Below are 16,353 nucleotides of genomic sequence, written 5' to 3' on the forward strand. Positions count from 1 at the left end.
ACCTTCTTGTTTCAACAAGTTTTTCCTTCTTTTAATAGGCTTGAACTGGCTATAAACGAATATATTGAAAGTGAAGGAGGAGATTTACATGATTCAACCAACTGCCTTACAACAAGGCGATACGGTAATGATTATTGCTCCAGCAGGACCACCAGTAATAGACCAGGTCCTTACAGGAAAAAAAGTATTGGAAAAAATGGGTCTATCCGTAATAATTGGTCAAAGTGTTTACGAGAAATACGGCTATCTAGCTGGAAATAATGCAATCCGCCTTCATGATATACACGAAGCATTTGCAAACCCTAAAGTGAAAGCTATTTTTTGCGCAAGAGGTGGATATGGGAGCGGTCGTCTTCTCCCTTATATTCAATATGAACTCATTCAAAATAACCCCAAAATTTTTTGGGGGTATAGCGATATTACTTCTTTGCATATTGCTTTTTCACAATATACAGGACTTGTTACCTTCCATGGACCGATGATTGAGGAATTAGGCAGAGGAATTGATTCTCTCTCATTCTCCTCTTTCAATCAACTATTCCATCCGTATTCTACTATTTTACAAGCAGCAGAATGTATCAATGCCACATCTACCTGCATTGTTTCTGCACCATTAACTGGAGGCAATTTAACCGTATTGGTAAGTACACTAGGTACATCCTATGAAATCTATACAGCAAATAAAATTGTATTACTTGAAGATGTTGGAGAAGAGCCGTATCGTATTGATCGCATGTTCAACCAATTACATTTAGCAGGAAAATTGAATGAGTGTGCAGGGATTGTATTCACAAGCTGCCATAACTGTATTACCTCAAAGCAGTCCCTATCATTACAAAACATATTGTATGACTATCTCGCACCATACAATATTCCTGTATTATTCGGTCTTCCTATTGGGCATGTACAACCAAATGTCGGAATACCACTCGGTGTGACTGCTACAATAAATACGGAAAAAAATACATTTTCTATTCCTTCTGGTGTAACATGCATATAAAATGAACTTTTAATCCGTAATGTTTTTCTTCCCCTTCATTAATTATTAGCCTTGTTACTGACCAATATTGCGATAAATAGAAGTGTTCGATGCAATTTTTTATTTACACAAAAAAAGGAAAAGTATGTATCGCTTTTCCTTTTTGTTATGCTGTGTTAATTGCAAAAAAGTAATTTCAACACTTACTCTTTTATTGATAATAATTGAAAATTCTTCCAGATGCTATATCCGCAATTTCTTCTGGAATAAATGTTTTACTAATCTCCGTACCAACATTCAATACCGCTGTTGCTTCTTTATCTAGATTTTCAAACAATTCTTTTCCACGTATCGTAATAAGGGGCGTTTCTTCCGGCAACACTTCTTTCACAAATTCTAATTGTGTAAAGAATGGTACAATCCATCTACCCTCTCCTTGGAAATAACGCAAACGAAGTGTTCCTTCTGATGCAGAATCATCCGCCTCTATAGATCCAGCAACATAAAAATGAGTTGTTAGCAACAATTCATAAAATTCCTTTTGTTTTTGTTTATCCTCTTCTGCTAAAACAAGTACTGTTTCTATTTTCTTTACTGGAATTTGCTCCATATGCTGCCACCCCTGTTTCAAAATAATTGTACTTTGATTATACAAAATATTCTTATTTTTTTCTACATAATTATTCAAATATTTTATTAAAATAGTATCAATTTAACTGACTCAACCTTATCTTCTCTACTGTCTCCAATGTTGTAACAATAGTAGCAAACTCTTCATGCAGATTCACTAGTGTCATATTATGAATTTCGTCAGCACAATATTTTACTCCATCTGGTCCTTTTCGGTTAAATGTAGCTGTCGCATCACTTACTAAGTACGTTGAAAATCCTAAGTTTCCAGCCATCCGAGTTGTTGTCTCGACACAGTGATTCGTCGTTAATCCAACAATAACAATCGACTCGCAGTTTTTTTCGTTTAATTGCTTTTCTAAATCAGTTCCAATGAATGCACTGTTCACACTCTTTTGAATAACAATTTCACCTTGTAATGGCTGGACTTCTTCTTTAAAGTGAACGGTTTCTGCACTTAGATAAAACATCGACTCTACATTTTCTTTATTCACATGCTGAATATGAAATATTGGTAGCCTTCTTCTTCTCCACTCTTCTAATAAACGCTTCATATTTTCTTCTGCTAAAGGGTTATTTCGCTCTCCCCAGTACGGGAGATTAAACGCTTTTTGTACATCAATTATAATTAGTGCTGGTTGATTCACTACTTCTCCTCCTATTCTCCTGGCTGTAATTGAAATAAAAATCCAAGTTGTTGTGAAGCTGTAATAAAGCAAATATATGCACAGAGTTCTACAATCTCTACCTCACTCCAATACTGTTTTAACACATCAAACATCTTATCATCTATCGCTGAACGATTATGTACAAATACATGTGCAAAAGTAACAGCGGTACTAATCTCCTCTATTTTTTGTACATCATCTGGTTTTCCCTTTGCCATACAATACATACATTCATTTCCAAACGCAAGTGTTCTCCGTACTTGCTCCTTTAACTCTTCAGAAAGACTTCCCTTTTCATATAAGGTCCTTTCAAGTGTACTCCAAGATTGTAATATAGCTGGGCTATGCCCTAATAATTTTTGAAACTTTGTTTCTCCTGCATCTGATAATGAAATTCTCTCCATCATTTCTCCCCCTATTCCTTTCTATTTTATTGTAAAATAAAATGGACCCGTTTTACATTTCATATGAATCTTAATTTATATATTTTCTTTACAAAAATTATTAGTTTATTGGAGGTATATTTACAAATGCAATTAGATCGTATTGATCGTAAAATTTTAAATGAATTATATAATGATAGTCGTCTCTCTATGCGGGAATTATCAAAACGAGTAAATTTATCCGCACCTTCTACTGCAGAACGTGTTCGTAAATTAGAGAGTGAAGGCGTCATTCAAAAGTATACAATTGATATTGATTATAAAAAAGCTGGACTCGTTTTAGACTGTATTTTAGAAATAACCTTAAAAAATGGTGATACAACGCGCATGCAACAATTTATTCAATCGTATCCATCCGCAAGCTTTTGCTATCGCGTAACAGGAAGCCTTTGTTATATCGTTAAAATTTCTGTCCCGTCATTAGTTGAACTTGAAGAATTTATTAATGATGTTTCTTCATATGCAACAACCGTTTCTCATATCGTATTATCAGAAGTATCCCTTACTCCTGATATCGAACACATTTTTCCAGAAAAATAAAATTAATTTTTATTCAAAATTCCATAAAAAACCCCTTACAAAAAGAATAAAAATGATTTATTATGTATTAAAATACATAAAGTTCGAGAAAGGGGCATTACATTGAAAATTTGGTTTTACGAAAAAACAACTCAAGTAGATGATTTACTTGGCATTTGGGACAATGTTCCCACCATCCCTCGAATTGGGGAAAAGGTGGAAATTTTAAAAACAGTTCGTACAGTCACAGATATTAAATATGTAAAAAACGGTAACAACTTTCACGTTGAAATTGTTATCCATTAAAATAGTAGCTCTCCTTAGTAATATTGGAGAGCTGCCTTTTCGTTTCTTATACTTTTATTACTATTTTGCTTTTCTTATAATAATTTGATTATCCTCTACCGTAACCGTTACATAATCATTCTGTTCTAGTGCTAACTGATTCACGGCTTCATCCGGCAATTCTACCGCCATGAGTCGATCTGTTACAATGACTTGACTATATGTTTCATTTTTCTGTAATGGTATAGAGGCCTTATCTTCATTGATGAAACGAAGAGACGGTACTCCTACTTCTTTTACAGTTCGCCAATTTTTTCGAATAAAAGGTACTAACCATAGTAAACTGATAAGAATCACAATAAGTCCAATCCATAAATTACTTTGTCCTTGTAATTCAGCAATCGAAATAGCATCGTCTGTTCCTTCTCCACTCGTTAATTGGATGGTGGTTGCAATACAATTATTCAATGCATGAACAGCAATATTCGTCCATATATTTTTCGTTTTAATGTAAAGAAGGCACATCACAACACCGAATACAAAAGCACCAACGATATCAAAATGACCTAAACCAAAAATAAGGGAGGACACAATCACAGCTCGTTTTATTCCCCATTTAAACGTCATACGCTGTAAGAAGAAACCTCGAAAAATGACTTCTTCCATGATTGGTGCAAAAATACATGCTGAAATGACACCGAATATCTGTGTAGAAATACTGCTCATATCAATCACACCATTATCGTTCAACATGTCAACCAAGAAATCAGGAAAAATATGTGCTAGTATGTAAAATTGAATAAAAGATACACCGAATGAAAAAATCATTCCCATTGCAGTTGCAATTACAATCAACTTCCAGTTTAATCGTGAAGATTTATCAAAGAAACTAGTAAATATAATATTGTTTTTTCTTGTTTTAAAATATAACCATAATAGTGGAAATACAAAAAACACCGAAATTTGCACCGCAACATCCATGACACTATCTGAAGCTCCCATAATGTCCAGCGGCAGCACCGTTACTAACATCCCTAAAATCATCCATGCAAAAAAACTCCGAAGTCGTATACGTGAAAATGCGTACTGAATATAAAACACCCCCAAGATGATATTCATAGTTATATTGTAATATGAATATCATCAAAATTCTTCCTATTTTTCTCAGTTTACTCTTACATAATATATCTATTAAACTATATAATACGAAATCTGTTTTTCGGAATTTCTTCTTTATCAGATTTTCTGTTTTAATGTTAAATGTCGTTTTTTTATACCTATTTTCCCAAAATATATTATTATAATAGGAATAAAGAGGATTATGCACCTGTTGTCGTAACAAATATTACATTGATTCCATTTACCTGCTCCTATATATTAGCAGTTTATAATACATCACGTTTTTGAAATAGTACGCTTGATGAAACAAGTAACACTACAAAATAAGCAAGTACGAGCAGTAATGATGTTGTAAAAGTGAATTCTGTAAATCGTGGTGTAGCACCACCGCTAATTAGTTTATTACCATCATATATACTTAAATCTAAATGCGAGAATACAACAAACTTAGCTACTCCTTTAACAAACATCATGAGCATCATGCTAATTGCTCCTTGCAAGAAGAATAGAAACAGTGCAATGATTAATGGTAATACTGATTTTCGAAAAACATTTGCCAAGAAGAAGGAAAGTGTTGCAAAGAAGAATGGAGACACAAGTTTATATGAGAGCGCTTTAAACAATACCCCTAGCGTTAATTCTGTTTTACCACCATCCATAACGATTGCACCCATAACCATTGTAATTAAGGTACCTGTAACGATAACAAAAAGCATCGTTAATAAAACCGAAACATATTTAGAAAATAAAATCATAATCCTTTTTCTTGGGCGAATTAACAGCTGCTTAATTGTTCCTTTTTGGAATTCATCAGTAATCGTTCGCGATGCAATGGTAATACCAAAGATTGTTACAAATAAAATAACTATACCTGTATCTGTCATTGCATAATCTAGATAGGTTCCTTTAAGATCTTTCGCTTCCCCCCATTTCACCATTACAAAAGCACCAAGAATTTCTAACGTAGCAATCACACCTATCAATATATACATCCCTTTTTTCGCATGTAACTTTAATAATTCATTTTGAATTAATTTTAACATTATGCTTTCACTCCCCCGGTAATCGCTAAGAACTCATCTTCTAACGTTTTATTTTGCACTGTAACGCCATATACGAGAATATCCAAATGCACAAGTTGTTTCACAATCTGCGGAATTTCTTCTTTCATTACGGAGACAACAACAACATTTTCTTGCACTTTACCTTTAATCACTTCATTTGCACGCCGAATCTGATCCACCTCAAAAGTTACAGCAACCGTTTCATCATTCTTCGCTTGTTCATGTAAGTTATATGCTTGTACAAATTGACCATTCTTAATGATAACAACACGATCGCACATCAGTTCAATCTCGCTTAATAAATGACTCGATACGATGACAGCGATATTTTCCTCTTTCGCTAATCGTTGTAAATAATCACGAATTTGACGAATACCAGCTGGATCTAATCCGTTTGTTGGTTCATCTAGGATAAGAACTTTCGGATTATGAAGAAGTGCTTGCGCAATTCCAAGACGTTGCTTCATTCCAAGTGAATATGTCTTTACCTTTTTATGAATGGCATGCTCTAACTCCACAAGTTTTACAATTTCAGTAATACGTTCTTTACTAATCGGCTTAATTGCCATATTCGCAAAATGCTTTACATTTTGCATCCCTGTCATATAATCATATAATTCCGGATTTTCGACAATAGCCCCAATGTGTTCTAACGCCTTCTCACGTTCTGTACGAATGCTATGACCACAAATTGTAATATCTCCTTCTGTCATTGCAATAAGACCGGTCATCATCCGAATTGTCGTCGTTTTCCCGCTCCCATTTGGACCAAGAAATCCGTATACTTCCCCTTCACATACCTCAAACGAAAGACCTCGAATAATTTCGTTTTTCCCTATTTTTTTATGGACATTCTCTAATTTTACTACTACGTTTCCCAATGATTGTTCCCCCTTTAGACTTCTAGTTTTTTATCGATGATATGACTTGTTATTACCACCAATAAATAAATTGATAATAAATTAAAAATTAGATAAGAAATATTTGAAGTATCACTCAAATAAAAAGATGTTTCAAAAAAGCCATTTTTATCTATTACCCCAACATTTTTTATCGAAAACACATATATATTTATTTTATCTATCATATTAGTTATAAAAAACTGAATTCCACCGAAAACAACAAATAAAATGATAAATAACATTTTATTTAATGAAGATTTCAAATTAAATAGTTTTACAACTATGATTATGAAATACAGAGAAACTAATGTACTTACTAAATCTATAATCCATAAGAGGAGGGAGAACAGGTGGTGTAATAGGCCATAATTGTATAAGCTACTAATGGCTTGCTGTACCTCTCCATTTGCTTTATTCCCATATATGTTTATGGAAAGAAAATGTAAAAAAGCAATTCCTATTAAAGACAACAAGCTAAACATGATTACAAATAATAACAAATTCGCGTATATATATTTCTTTGATGGAATTGCTGCATACCAAATCATAGAGCCTCTTACTATTTGTCGGAAAGAAGAAAGCGCTAGTAAGAAGATAGAAAATGCAGTTATACAAAATAAGAATATAAATATGATTAATGTTATATCTTGTCTACTTGAAAACCTTACTCCCGTACATCCCTTCATATTAAATAATAGAATTAATGAAATAGTAATAAATCCAAAATAAATCGCCCATATCTTCTTTTTATTACAATTGTATAAATATCGAAGGGTTTGACTCATTTTCCAAACACATCCTTAAACAATTCAGTCACCGCTTTCCCTCTTTTAAAACGAAGTTCTTCTACATTCTCATGTAGTACAATCTCTCCATCCTTCAAAAAAATAACTTCATCAAAAATATTTTCAATTTCACCAATTAAATGAGTAGAAATTAAAATCGTACTATCCTCACGATAAAACTGCAAAATAAGTTCTAGCACATGCTCCCGTGAAACAGGATCAATCCCGCCAAGCGGTTCATCTAATATATATAGTTTCGCTTTTCTTGAAAATGTTAAAATAAGCTGCAGTTTCTCAACCATTCCTTTTGACAAAGCTGTAATCTTTTCCTCCAGCGGTATTTTAAATTCAGCGACCTTATCAACCGCCTTTTGAATATCAAAGTCTGGATAAAAGTCACGATAGAAAAATAAAGCATCCTTTACAGTCATCCATTCATCAAATACTGGTCGATCTGGCATAAATGAAACAATTTTTTTTGTTTCTAAGCCTACATTCTCTCTTGCAATTTTGATATTCCCTTCTGAAGGATGCTGCAAACCTGCAATCATTTTTAATAATGTTGTCTTACCACTGCCGTTATCGCCAACAAGACCAATGATTTTCCCTTCTGTAATCACTAGATTTACATCGCGAATGACTGCCTTTAACCCATATCGCTTCCATAATTCCTTAATTTCGAGCAAGTTCATCATCATTTCTCCTCCCTTTTCTCTTCCAATGAAGAACGAAGAATCGAGAGAATTTCCTCTTCTGAAAATCCTAAATTATCCATTCCATTTATAAAAGAATGAAGCAACTCTTTCGCCATACCTTTGCGCAGCTCCATAATTTTCTCCCCTTCGCTCGTTACATATCTTCCCATTCCTCTGCGTGTTACAACGATACCTTCTCTCTCTAGTTCTTGAAATGTACGCTGAATTGTATTTGGATTGACTTGTAACTCACTCGCTAATTCGCGTACAGAAGGAATTTTTTCACCAGGTAATAAATGACCTGTTACAATTTCTTTTTTTATGTATTCCATCACCTGAATATAAATCGGTATGTTAGGAGAAAACTCAATTTTCATTTCCCCCCTCCTTTTGTCTTAGTGTACTAGTTAAATAGTACACTAAGACAAAAGGTATGTAAATACTTGTAAGTTGAAAAGATAACAAAAAAGGCAGTGCAACCTTCGTTGCACTGCCTTCCTATTTTATTTCGTTACCATTTCTGCCTCACTTTCTTCAAAAGGCCACTTCGGTAACATATTACGAAGTTCCTTATCAGAGCGATAACCAAGTGCGTATTCCGCTTGCATAATGGTATGAATCTCACGTGTTCCTTCGTAAATAACTGGAGCCTTTGCATTTCGTAAATATCGTTCTACTGGAAATTCATTTGAATATCCATATGCTCCGTGCACCTGCACTGCATCATTTGCCGCTTCAAATGCAGCGTCACAAGCGATCCATTTTGCTAAAGACGTTTCACGCGTATTACGTTTCCCTTCGTTTTTCAACCACCCTGCTTTATAAACCAATAAACGTGATATTTCAAGATTTGCAGACATTTTCGCAATCATTTGTTGTACAAGCTGATGTTTTCCAATTTCTTTTCCGAATGTTTGACGCTCTTCACAATACTTTACACTTGCTTCCAGACTTGCTTGAATAAGTCCACATGCACCTGCAGCTACTGTAAAGCGTCCGTTATCTAATGAAGACATAGCAATTTTAAATCCTTCCCCTTCTTCTCCAAGGAGATTCTCTATCGGTACTTTTACATCATCTAAAAACACTTCACCTGTATTTCCAGCTCTAATACCAAGCTTTCCTTTTATTGCTTTTGTTGATACTCCTGGAAATGTTCGTTCTACAATAAAACAAGAAATACCTCGGTGCTTCAATTCCGGATTTGTTTTTGCAAATATTAAGAAGTGATCTGCAACATCACATAACGAAATCCATGTTTTAGATCCATTTAATACGTAGTAATCGCCTTGTTTTACTGCTGTAGTCTGCATAGCAACGACATCTGATCCTGCATTTGGTTCCGTTAAACCGAACGCCCCAATCTTTTCACCTTTCGCTTGTGGAACAAGATACTTTTGTTTCTGCTCTTCTGTTCCCCATTGAAGAAGTGTCATGCTATTTAGCCCCGTATGTACAGATACAGCTGTACGAAAAGCAGTATCACCACGTTCTAATTCTTCACAAATAATAGCTAGTGTATTATAGTCCATGCCCACTCCGCCATATTGTTCTGGGATACAAACGCCCATAAATTGTAATTCTGCTAAACGCTTCAAGATTTTTTGTTCAAAATGTCCTTTTTCATCCCATTCTTTAATGTATGGAATAATTTCATTATCCACAAACGATCTCACTACTTTTCTAACACTTTGTTGTTCTTCTGTTAATGAAAAATTCATTTGTAATGCCTCCTTATATGTATTGATTTTTTGTCATTTCCATAATGATTTCCTGTGAATATCCAAGGCTTTGCAAAATCTTTTCTGTATGTTCCCCATGGAGTGGCGGATGTTTCTGCATCTGAACTGGTGACTTTGAAAGCTTTAGTGGTGAACCTACAAGTTTAAGGTTTTCGATTGTCGGATGCTCCATATGAATTGTCATACCTCGCGCCACTGCCTGCTCTGTTTCTAGCGCTTCTTTCACATTGAGGATTGGTCCATTTGGAATCCCCGCTTCATCCAAAAGTTGTTTCCATTCTTTTTTCTTTTTCTTCTTCATTTCATTTGCAATCATATTGACGAGCTCATCTTTATGCTGAAGACGGCCTGCATTTGTTTTATAACGTTCTAGGCTGGATAAATCTTGTCTATCTAACAACAAACAGAACTTATAAAACTGCTCATCGTTTCCGACCGCAACAACAAGATCACCATCCTCCGCTTCAAATACTTGATACGGAACAATATTCGGATGCTGATTGCCCAGTCTCTCTGGTAATTCACCTGTACATAAATAATTGCTCGCTACATTTACTAATGCTGCTAACTGTGAATCAAATAATGAAATATCAATTTCTTGTCCTTCTCCCGTTCTATTTCGGTGCTGCAAAGCGGCTAAAATTCCGATACACGTAAAAAGCCCTGTGAGTACATCTGAAATGGCAACCCCTACTTTTGCAGGCCCTTCATCTCTACCTCCGGTTATGCTCATAAGTCCACTCATTGCTTGAATCATATAATCATAGCCAGGAAGTTGGGAAGTAGGACCACTTTGACCAAATCCACTAATAGAGGCGAGAATAATATCTTCCCTCATCTTTTTTAATACTTCATACCCAAGTCCCATTCGCTCAAGTGTTCCAGGCTTAAAATTTTGCACAACGATATCCGCATGAGAAATAAGCTTTGTCAAAACTTCCTTTCCCATTTCTGATTTTAAATTTAATGTAATAGATTCTTTATTACGATTTGCACAAAGAAAATACGCACTTTCTCCTCCTACAAAAGGGGGCCCCCACCCTCTCGTATCATCACCATTTCCTACATTTTCAACTTTTATCACTTTGGCTCCTAAATCACCAAGAATCATCGTACAAAAAGGACCAGCAAGAACCCGAGATAAATCAATAATTGTAATCCCTTGTAGTGCTCCTTCCACTTCTTATCCTCCTATAGTAAAAACCAGTAAAACCAATTAGAAAGAAAAGCGGCATGATGGTTTTACTGGCTTGTATTTAAAAGTTATTGTGTAAAAGAATTATTGTGCTTTCACTTGTGATAACACGGATTTAAATGCATTGATTACTGTATCTACTTCTTCATAACTAATTGTTAGCGATGGCTCAATACGAATTGTTTTTGAGTTAATTAGTGTTCCGGCAACAAGAATACCTTGATCAAACATTGCCTTCGATACTTCATAGCCAATTTCATCTTTATGGAATTCAATCCCAATCATTAAGCCTTGACCACGAATTTCAAAAACTTTGTCCTCATGTCCTTCCGCTGCTTTTTTCAATCCATTTAAGAAATACTCTCCAACTTCCGCAGCTCGTTCTGGTAATTTATCTTCCAATAACACATGAATGGTTGCGATTGCAGCTGCACATGCAAGTGGGTTCCCACCAAACGTTGTTGTATGCATGAATGGATTATCAAACCAACTTTTAAATACTTTTTCTTTCGCCACAATTGCACCTGCTGGCATTACCCCTCCGCCAAATGCTTTCGCAAGACAAATAATATCTGGTACTACATCGTATAATTCCGCAGCAAACATTTTCCCAGTGCGTCCCATTCCAGTTTGTACTTCATCAAAAATAAGTAGTGATCCGAATTCATCACAAAGTTCTCTTACTTGTTTCAAGTAGTTTTCTGGAGGTAAAATAATACCACCCTCGCCTTGAATTGGTTCTAAGATAACAGCTGCAACATCTTCTCCTACTAAAGCACACGTTTCAAATGTTTTTCTCATCATCTCGATATCACCAAATGGAACGTGACGGAAGCCTGGAATTAATGGTAAGAACGGCTTACGGAACATTCCTTTTGCTGTTCCAGATAATGAACCAAGGCTCTTACCATGGAAGGCGCGCGTTGTTGCAATAAAAGTTGTTCGCTCACTATACATTTTTGCTAGTTTTAATGCTGCCTCTACACTTTCTGTCCCGCTATTTGTAAAGAATGCATATTTCAAATCTCCCGGTGTAATATCCGCTAAAATCTTTGCAAGAATTGCACGAAGTGGATCTAATAAGTCTTGACTATGCAATGCTTGACGCTTTAATTGATCCGTTACAGCCTTTACCACTTTTGGATTACGGTGTCCAACATTATAAATCCCGAATCCACCTAAACAATCAATATATTTTTTACCATTGATATCCATGAAGCAAGACCCTTCATCAGACCATTCTACTGCCGCGAACTGTCCATCTTTTGTTACCGTTTTTCTATATGCAAGGAAGCCTGGGTTTACATGTTCACGGAACCCATCTACTGTTTCTTTTGTAATCCAGCTTGCTTCTTCCTCGGACACTTTATCTTTTTCAATTAATTGCAGTACTTTCGTAATATACTCATTTACACTTGTATTGTTCACATCTTGCTCATTTGATTTACTTTTCACATTCGTTCCCATCTATTTCACCTCTATAGTTTTTTTATTTGCAAACCAACCAATTGGTTCTACTTCTAGATTTATATTAATCTGCTTAATTTCTTGAAATTCCTCTAAACCAAACGTTCCTAAACTACGACCGATACCACTTTGCTTATACCCACCCCAAGGTGCTTCGTTGTATGTTGGGTGATAACTATTAATCCACGTAATTCCTGCGCGAAGCTTGCGGATTACACGCATCGCTTTGGCACCATCAACTGTAAATACACCTCCGGCTAAGCCGTAATCTGTACCATTTGCTAGCTCAATCGCTTCTTGTTCATTCTTAAACTTCTGGATTACTACAACCGGTCCAAAAATTTCTTCCTGTACAATACGCATATCAGGTTTCACATTGACAAAGGCCGTTGGTTCAATAAAGAAACCGTCACCTTTCCCATTCGCCATTATACGCTTTCCTCCGCAAGCAATTTCTGCTCCTTCATCTTTTCCAATCTCTATATAGCGTAATACTTTTTCCATATGCTCTTGACTTACAAGTGGCCCCATCTCTGATTCTGGATTATCACCAGGTCCAACATTAATTTGGTTCGCTCGTTCTACAAAACAATTAACAAATTTATCGTAAACGCTTTCTTCTACAAGAATCCTTGATCCTGCTGAACATACTTGTCCAGTACCTGCATAAATACCAAACAGCGCATAATCAACAGCTGTTTCAAAATCTGCATCTGCAAAAATAATATTTGGAGATTTCCCACCAAGTTCTAACGAAATCTTCTTCATATTATCTGCCGCTGTTCTCATAATGTGCTTTCCTGTTTTTGTTCCACCTGTAAAAGAAATCATATCAACTTTATTACTTGCTGCAATCTCATTTCCTACTATTGGTCCGGCTCCCATTACCATATTGGCAACACCTTTTGGCAATTCTACTTTTTCCATTATTTCAAATAATTTTGTTGCAGTGATTGGTGTAACCTCAGAAGGCTTAAATACAATTGTGTTTCCAGCTGCTAAAGCAGGTGCAATTTTCCAAACACTCATTAATAACGGATAATTCCAAGGAACTATTAAACCACAAACACCAACTGGCTCTCTCACTACCATAGCTTGCATCGGATCGGCTACATGATACGTTTGTCCGTCTGGTTTTGTAATAAGCCCCGCATAATAGCGGAAACAGGCTGCCGCATCTCCAATATCTCCTTCTGCCTCTCGATATGTTTTTCCATTGTCCATTGTTTCAAGTTGCGCAAGTTCTTTTAAATTTTTATCAATTTCATCTGCTATTTTAAATAAATAAGATGCTCTTTCCGCAGCGGATGTTTCTGACCAAATTCCGCTATCAAAAGTAGCTCGTGCCACTTCAATCGCGTATTTTGCATCCTCGATTGTTCCTTCAGGTGCATATGCGATAACCTTGCCATTCGCAGGGTTAATAATCGGTCTTTTCTCTTGATTACTAGAATCTCTCCATTCACCGTTTAGATACATTTTTAAATCTAGCACTGTATATAGTCCCCCTTTGTAAATCATTCATATATTATATAAGCAAGAATTGTGCCAACATTTAAAATACGAAGCAACCATACAAAAATTGATGATTTCCTTAAATAACCTACACAAAATTATGCATATTTGCATAGGTTATGATATTTCGCATAATTACACCAAAGAGAAGAGGCAGTCTATGTAGACTCCCCCTTTCCCCTTTAAAAATATGAAATTGTATCAATTGCTATTTCCTTTTCATTCATGACTTTTTGATATTTACGACTTACAGAAGACTGGCTTATCCCAAGAGCTTTTGCTGCCTTTGTTGTCGTTTTATACTGCTTCATTGCAAGTAAAATTAATTGTTCTTCTACAGAATGCAGTGCTTCTTGTAATGGCAAAACCCTTGTGATCAATGGTTTTGATTTTTTAAAATCATATCCAGGATTAAGGAATTTACTAACAAATTCAGCATCAATGACTGAATCATCTGCAGATACTACTAAACGTTCAATCATATTCTGCAATTCTCTTACATTCCCTGGCCATGAATAAAACTCTAGTAAATTCAGTGCATCAGGAGTTAAATGATAGTTCTTGTTATATTTCTCATTCAACTCTTGTAAAAAATGAAACGCGAGTAGCGGAACATCTTCCATCCGTTCTCTTAGCGGTGGAACTTGCAGTGGAATGACGTTTAAGCGATAAAATAAATCTTCCCTAAACGTGCCAGCCTCCACCATTTTTTCAAGACGTTTATTCGTCGCGGCAATAATTTGAACATTGATTTTCGTAGGTATTGTGCTACCAATCGGAATTACCTCTTGTTCTTGCAATACTCTGAGTAATTTCACTTGCAGATGTAAAGGCATTTCTCCAATCTCATCCAAAAATAAAATCCCTTGATCCGCTCGCTTAAAATATCCTTCTTTTCCATTTTTATCAGCACCGGTAAAAGCACCCTTCGTATAACCGAACAGTTCACTTTCTAATAATGTCTCTGGGATTGCACCGCAATTTAATTTTAAAAATGGCTTTGAAGATCTGTTTCCAAGTTGGTGAATCGCTTGTGCAATCACTTCCTTTCCAACACCCGATTCTCCAGTAATGAGCACATTTGAAGAAAAGTCAGCTATTTTTTTTGCTTGATTAATAATTTGCTCCATTTTCGGACTACAATAAATAAGTTTCTTCAAAAAACGATCTTTACTTTTAAAGCTGTCTAACTCTTTCTTATATTGTTCAGATATCTTTTTTATCTCATGTAATTCCGTCTTTAATCTTGTTGCTTCTGTAATATCTCTTGAGGCAATAATAATGCGGTGAAGCTCCCCATTTTCATTAAACACAGGATTTCCAACTGCTAATATCTTTCTGCCACTTTTTGTTTCTTGTACAATCGATACCTTCTTCTTTTGTTCTAACACTAATCGCGTAACAGATGGACTAAATAACCCTTGTTTCTCTAAATCTAAAAGATTTTTTCCTAAAAGATCCTTCAAATCTCTTCCCCAAAAATCATTAACAACGGTTTCACTATAACGGATTAATTCCCCTTTATGATTGACCACTAATATTTCATCATAAATGCTAGATAAGATTGCATGTAAGTCTTTATTTAAATCCTTTATATATTCAATTTCCATAGCCATATCCTCGACCATCGGTAAATCTTGCACAATAATAACCATTCCTTCGATGCTTTGATCGAAGCTTGGTATAGGACTGTAGTCAACTAATACTCCCATCTCATTTGTTATTTGTAATTGATTTAAAATCGTTTTTCCTGTTGCAAATGCATTATTTATATGTTCCCCATTAAAAATCTGTTCTGCTGGTACATTCATTACTTTTTCAGGAATAGATTTAATCATCTTCAAACCAGATTCATTACAATTTACAATTTTCTTTTCACGGTCTACTACAAAAATCCCCATTGGAATGGAAGTTAAAATAATTTTCAGTATATCTACACTTTTATTTTCTTGTTTAAATAGTTCTGCAAAAACATCTTCTCTTCTTATGTATCCCGTTAACTCTCCTCTTTCATTTTTCACTATCGCAATGGGTGCCCCAATAATTTGAAAGAGAGCTGTTAAGGAAATATTTTTGCTAAGATGACATATTGTATCTAGTGAAACAGCATTTAAAAGTAACGTTTGAGTGGTTAAGCGCTCCTTTCTCGATAGCAGCTCCTTAACATGAACGTATGCAAATAATTGATCTTCCCTTTTTAGAAACAGAAAAGATTCTTTCATATTTTCAACATCTATATTCCATTCCTTTTCAGATTGGTCGATTGACATGGAAACAATAGGTCTAATTTTGTTATGAGCAATGGAAAACATTCTGTTACTCCTCCTTTAAACTGCTTAACTTGT

The 16,353-nt window shown here is 35.2% G+C and carries 17 protein-coding genes; 3 read left to right on the forward strand and 14 right to left on the reverse strand.

All coding sequences use genetic code 11. The features are described from left to right. Nucleotides 1-88 precede the first annotated feature (88 nt). On the forward strand, nucleotides 89-1,000 hold the full coding sequence (locus M014_RS0108430; RefSeq protein ID WP_026591327.1) for a S66 peptidase family protein: 912 nt from the start codon (nucleotides 89-91) through the stop codon (nucleotides 998-1,000). 190 nt (nucleotides 1,001-1,190) lie between these two features. On the opposite strand, the gene M014_RS0108435 is transcribed toward M014_RS0108430, so the two are convergent. The 3 genes from M014_RS0108435 to M014_RS0108445 form a co-directional block, all read right to left on the reverse strand. After that, nucleotides 1,191-1,589, reverse strand: coding sequence for an SseB family protein (locus tag M014_RS0108435; protein WP_026591328.1), 399 nt, complete (start codon nucleotides 1,587-1,589; stop codon nucleotides 1,191-1,193). A 97-nt stretch (nucleotides 1,590-1,686) separates the two neighbouring features. Then, the gene (locus tag M014_RS0108440) at nucleotides 1,687-2,271 is read right to left on the reverse strand and encodes a cysteine hydrolase family protein (RefSeq protein ID WP_035414773.1); all 585 of its coding nucleotides are present in this window, start codon (nucleotides 2,269-2,271) and stop codon (nucleotides 1,687-1,689) included. Then, complete coding sequence (locus M014_RS0108445) at nucleotides 2,268-2,684, reverse strand: carboxymuconolactone decarboxylase family protein (RefSeq protein ID WP_231503918.1); 417 nt, start codon at nucleotides 2,682-2,684, stop codon at nucleotides 2,268-2,270. The genes M014_RS0108440 and M014_RS0108445 overlap by 4 nt, the downstream gene beginning before the upstream one ends. Before the next feature lie 123 nt (nucleotides 2,685-2,807). Between M014_RS0108445 and M014_RS0108450 the strand changes: the two genes are divergently transcribed. Both M014_RS0108450 and M014_RS0108455 read left to right on the forward strand, forming a co-directional pair. Continuing rightward, nucleotides 2,808-3,260 carry an Lrp/AsnC family transcriptional regulator gene (locus M014_RS0108450; RefSeq protein WP_026591331.1) on the forward strand — a complete coding sequence of 151 codons (453 nt, stop codon included), beginning with the start codon at nucleotides 2,808-2,810 and terminating at the stop codon, nucleotides 3,258-3,260. A 102-nt stretch (nucleotides 3,261-3,362) separates the two neighbouring features. After that, nucleotides 3,363-3,545: a DUF3913 family protein gene (locus M014_RS0108455; RefSeq protein WP_026591332.1), complete on the forward strand. Its 183-nt coding sequence runs from the start codon at nucleotides 3,363-3,365 to the stop codon at nucleotides 3,543-3,545. A 60-nt stretch (nucleotides 3,546-3,605) separates the two neighbouring features. Here M014_RS0108455 and M014_RS0108460 read toward each other — a convergent pair whose 3' ends face one another. The 11 genes from M014_RS0108460 to M014_RS0108510 all read right to left on the reverse strand — a co-directional run bounded on the left by M014_RS0108460 (nucleotide 3,606) and on the right by M014_RS0108510 (nucleotide 16,320). Further along, complete coding sequence (locus M014_RS0108460) at nucleotides 3,606-4,616, reverse strand: CPBP family intramembrane glutamic endopeptidase (RefSeq protein WP_026591333.1); 1,011 nt, start codon at nucleotides 4,614-4,616, stop codon at nucleotides 3,606-3,608. Between the two features lie 293 nt (nucleotides 4,617-4,909). Next, nucleotides 4,910-5,686 carry an ABC transporter permease gene (locus M014_RS0108465; RefSeq protein WP_026591334.1) on the reverse strand — a complete coding sequence of 259 codons (777 nt, stop codon included), beginning with the start codon at nucleotides 5,684-5,686 and terminating at the stop codon, nucleotides 4,910-4,912. Then, the gene (locus M014_RS0108470; protein WP_026591335.1) at nucleotides 5,686-6,588 is read right to left on the reverse strand and encodes an ABC transporter ATP-binding protein; all 903 of its coding nucleotides are present in this window, start codon (nucleotides 6,586-6,588) and stop codon (nucleotides 5,686-5,688) included. The genes M014_RS0108465 and M014_RS0108470 overlap by 1 nt, the downstream gene beginning before the upstream one ends. A 14-nt stretch (nucleotides 6,589-6,602) precedes the next feature. Then, nucleotides 6,603-7,394, reverse strand: coding sequence for a hypothetical protein (locus tag M014_RS0108475; protein ID WP_026591336.1), 792 nt, complete (start codon nucleotides 7,392-7,394; stop codon nucleotides 6,603-6,605). Then, nucleotides 7,391-8,089: an ABC transporter ATP-binding protein gene (locus tag M014_RS0108480; RefSeq protein WP_026591337.1), complete on the reverse strand. Its 699-nt coding sequence runs from the start codon at nucleotides 8,087-8,089 to the stop codon at nucleotides 7,391-7,393. The genes M014_RS0108475 and M014_RS0108480 overlap by 4 nt, the downstream gene beginning before the upstream one ends. After that, entirely contained in the window at nucleotides 8,089-8,466 is a 378-nt protein-coding gene (locus tag M014_RS0108485) for a GntR family transcriptional regulator (RefSeq protein WP_026591338.1), read from the reverse strand. The genes M014_RS0108480 and M014_RS0108485 overlap by 1 nt, the downstream gene beginning before the upstream one ends. 126 nt (nucleotides 8,467-8,592) lie before the next feature. Next, nucleotides 8,593-9,810, reverse strand: a complete 1,218-nt coding sequence (locus M014_RS0108490; RefSeq protein ID WP_026591339.1) for an acyl-CoA dehydrogenase family protein — start codon at nucleotides 9,808-9,810, stop codon at nucleotides 8,593-8,595. A gap of 13 nt (nucleotides 9,811-9,823) precedes the next feature. Further along, complete coding sequence (locus tag M014_RS0108495; RefSeq protein ID WP_026591340.1) at nucleotides 9,824-11,011, reverse strand: CaiB/BaiF CoA transferase family protein; 1,188 nt, start codon at nucleotides 11,009-11,011, stop codon at nucleotides 9,824-9,826. A gap of 99 nt (nucleotides 11,012-11,110) precedes the next feature. Then, on the reverse strand, nucleotides 11,111-12,493 hold the full coding sequence (locus M014_RS0108500) for a putrescine aminotransferase (RefSeq protein ID WP_026591341.1): 1,383 nt from the start codon (nucleotides 12,491-12,493) through the stop codon (nucleotides 11,111-11,113). Then, nucleotides 12,494-13,987 carry an aldehyde dehydrogenase family protein gene (locus M014_RS0108505; protein ID WP_026591342.1) on the reverse strand — a complete coding sequence of 498 codons (1,494 nt, stop codon included), beginning with the start codon at nucleotides 13,985-13,987 and terminating at the stop codon, nucleotides 12,494-12,496. It lies immediately after the preceding gene. Nucleotides 13,988-14,190: 203 nt separating this feature from the next. After that, nucleotides 14,191-16,320, reverse strand: a complete 2,130-nt coding sequence (locus M014_RS0108510; protein ID WP_026591343.1) for a sigma 54-interacting transcriptional regulator — start codon at nucleotides 16,318-16,320, stop codon at nucleotides 14,191-14,193. Nucleotides 16,321-16,353: the final 33 nt, after the last annotated feature.

Origin of the sequence: Bacillus sp. UNC437CL72CviS29, from assembly GCF_000482345.1 — a bacterium.
Taxonomy (GTDB): domain Bacteria; phylum Bacillota; class Bacilli; order Bacillales; family Bacillaceae_G; genus Bacillus_A; species Bacillus_A arachidis.

Excerpts from the sequence above, each read along its gene's own strand:
- M014_RS0108485 (WP_026591338.1), bottom strand. The coding sequence starts at position 8,466 with ATGAAAATTGAGTTTTCTCCTAACATACCGATTTATATTCAGGTGATG.
- M014_RS0108450 (WP_026591331.1), top strand. The coding sequence starts at position 2,808 with ATGCAATTAGATCGTATTGATCGTAAAATTTTAAATGAATTATATAAT.
- M014_RS0108430 (WP_026591327.1), top strand. The coding sequence starts at position 89 with ATGATTCAACCAACTGCCTTACAACAAGGCGATACGGTAATGATTATT.
- M014_RS0108435 (WP_026591328.1), bottom strand. The coding sequence starts at position 1,589 with ATGGAGCAAATTCCAGTAAAGAAAATAGAAACAGTACTTGTTTTAGCA.
- M014_RS0108500 (WP_026591341.1), bottom strand. The coding sequence starts at position 12,493 with ATGGGAACGAATGTGAAAAGTAAATCAAATGAGCAAGATGTGAACAAT.
- M014_RS0108490 (WP_026591339.1), bottom strand. The coding sequence starts at position 9,810 with ATGAATTTTTCATTAACAGAAGAACAACAAAGTGTTAGAAAAGTAGTG.
- M014_RS0108510 (WP_026591343.1), bottom strand. The coding sequence starts at position 16,320 with ATGTTTTCCATTGCTCATAACAAAATTAGACCTATTGTTTCCATGTCA.
- M014_RS0108465 (WP_026591334.1), bottom strand. The coding sequence starts at position 5,686 with ATGTTAAAATTAATTCAAAATGAATTATTAAAGTTACATGCGAAAAAA.
- M014_RS0108480 (WP_026591337.1), bottom strand. The coding sequence starts at position 8,089 with ATGATGAACTTGCTCGAAATTAAGGAATTATGGAAGCGATATGGGTTA.
- M014_RS0108475 (WP_026591336.1), bottom strand. The coding sequence starts at position 7,394 with ATGAGTCAAACCCTTCGATATTTATACAATTGTAATAAAAAGAAGATA.
- M014_RS0108445 (WP_231503918.1), bottom strand. The coding sequence starts at position 2,684 with ATGATGGAGAGAATTTCATTATCAGATGCAGGAGAAACAAAGTTTCAA.